This window comes from Neisseria dentiae (genome assembly GCF_024580525.1).
GTDB lineage: Bacteria > Pseudomonadota > Gammaproteobacteria > Burkholderiales > Neisseriaceae > Neisseria > Neisseria dentiae_A.
In genome coordinates this window covers 1-1,601 of sequence record NZ_JANIKQ010000049.1, presented here as the reverse complement: position 1 = coordinate 1,601, position 1,601 = coordinate 1, and the positions used below count along the sequence as shown (strand labels likewise).

The 1,601-nt window shown below is 37.6% G+C and carries 2 protein-coding genes and 1 pseudogene; all 3 read left to right on the top strand.

Annotated elements, in window-relative coordinates:
* On the top strand, positions 1-879 hold an 879-nt coding region (locus NQ012_RS12785; RefSeq protein WP_257067956.1), incomplete at its 5' end, for a VENN motif pre-toxin domain-containing protein.
* Positions 880-902: 23 nt separating this feature from the next.
* Positions 903-1,262: a hypothetical protein gene (locus NQ012_RS12780; protein WP_257067955.1), complete on the top strand. Its 360-nt coding sequence runs from the start codon at positions 903-905 to the stop codon at positions 1,260-1,262.
* Between the two features lie 95 nt (positions 1,263-1,357).
* Positions 1,358-1,601 (top strand): annotated as a pseudogene (locus NQ012_RS12775) (DUF637 domain-containing protein); the annotation flags it as partial.

The following is a 1,601-nucleotide window of genomic DNA, read 5'->3' as shown; positions in this document are numbered from 1 at the left end:
GACGGCGCAATCGGCGCGGCCGTGGGGGAGATTGTAGGGGAGGCTCTGACAAACGGCAAAACCCCTGCCGCCCTGACGGCCAAAGAGCGCGAACAAATCTTGGCATACAGCAAACTGGTTGCCGGCACGGTAAGCGGTGTGACTGGTGGCGATGTGAATACGGCGGCGAATGCGGCTAAAGTTACTGTTGAGAATAATTTGTTTGGAGGCTCTTATGGAAGCTATAGAGCTAAAAAGAGCGAAGAAGAGTTACGAAAAACAGATCCAAGAGCTTATGAAGAGTTAAAGCAATATCAAATGCATGTATTTAACGAAGCAGCTGGTATGCTATTCACTCCATATGGAGTAGCAAGTGATTATTCAAAAGCAGATACTTTAAGCTCAAAAGCATTTGCATTAGCTTCATTTATCCCAGGAGAAAAAATACTTGCGAAAGGTTATAAAGGAGCAAAAGCTTTATTTGAAAAAGCTGCTGATTTATACAAAAGAGGGAATTTTGAGGATGCTTACTTTGCAATGAAACAAGGTGTTAGAGAGCTTAAAGAGGCTGATGTTCTTTATGCAGTTACGCCAGAAGGTAGCCGTGTAAAAATCTCTCAAGGTACAATGCCTGATCATGCTTATGCTTCTCGTGGTAGTACTGGTAAAAATAAAGATCTTTATATTGGCTCTAAGAGTGTAGATCAAGAAAGATTCCATAGGGTGATAAAGCCAGCAATTTTAAAGCTTGCTAATAAGCATGAATATGTGAAAAAGGTTGGTACTAATCCAGATATTAGTATAGAAAAAGGTAAAATTATATTAATTGGCTCAAAGCAAGGGCCATTTAAAGGGCAGATTTATAAAACTGATTTAGATGCTAGTAAATTTTTTGATTAATCCCAAAGACTGTGTGAGAAAAAATGAAAGTGTTATTTGATTTAATCCTTCATCCTTCAAAGAAGGATAATATAAACTTAATAAGTAAGAGAATAACTAATCTCAATTTTGATCAAAGTTCGATTACTGTCATTATGAATGAGACTTTTATTACTCTGAGAGCTGATGAGTATATCAAAATGAGATTTATTCTAAATTTAATTATTGAGGATAAAGAGTTGATTGGAATGTTTCATTGTGATTATTCTGTTTTGCAAATAACTAGTTTTGAAGCAGATTTTTTTAATAATGTAAATTATGAAATTCATTTAGATTTAATTGAGCTTTTATATCTTTTAAAAATAAATTTAAACTTTACTTATGCTATAAATAAATCTTTGTAGATAAAAATTGTGAGTAATCGAAAAAAATAAGCTCCAATTGCGAAGTCCACGAGGCCGTCTGAATATCCATTTTCAGACGGCTTCAATGCAACTAACACCAATTGAATGTTCAGAAAAGCACCCGTTTCATCGGTATCAAAGTGGGGAAGAGCAATTACAGCAAAAACGAGTTGAACGAAACCAAACTGCCCGTACGCGTGATCGCCCAAACGGCCAAAACCCGTTCCGGCTGGGATACCGTACTCGAAGGCACCGAATTCAAAACAACCCTTTCCGGAGCCGACATACAGGCAGGGGTGGGCGAAAAAGCCCGTGCCGATGCGAAAATTATCCTCAAAG